This is a genomic window from Pseudoalteromonas sp. MER144-MNA-CIBAN-0113 (genome assembly GCF_040308965.1).
GTDB lineage: Bacteria > Pseudomonadota > Gammaproteobacteria > Enterobacterales > Alteromonadaceae > Pseudoalteromonas > Pseudoalteromonas tetraodonis.
The window spans coordinates 1-260 of record NZ_JBEOOG010000425.1 but is presented as its reverse complement, the minus strand read 5'-3'; the positions used below and the strand labels follow the sequence as shown (position 1 = coordinate 260).

Annotated in this window: 1 protein-coding gene; it reads right to left on the bottom strand. The window is 35.4% G+C overall.

The genetic code is table 11. The features are described 5' to 3' along the window. The coding region (locus AAEY57_RS20340) for a hypothetical protein (protein ID WP_350608702.1) at positions 1-220 on the bottom strand (220 nt) is incomplete at its 3' end. Between the last annotated feature and the right edge of the window lie 40 nt (positions 221-260).

Sequence of the window (260 nt, the reverse complement as noted above, 5' to 3'; positions counted from 1 at the left end):
CACCAATACTGTTTTGTTGCTCAGTATTATTTTGATTATTAGATTGGTTTGTACCGGTGATCGTTGATATATCAACACCATACTGTTTTGCTAGGGCTTCTTGCTGAGCTTTTGGCAACTTTTTAAATTGCTCAATTTGAGATGCTGTTGGCGTAAAAGCCAAAGTACTAAAACTACAAAGTAGAATAAAAGCACTAATAAATTGTGTAAAAACTTTCACGAGTAGGTATATCCCTAGGTCTACAACCAAAATTGGTGGC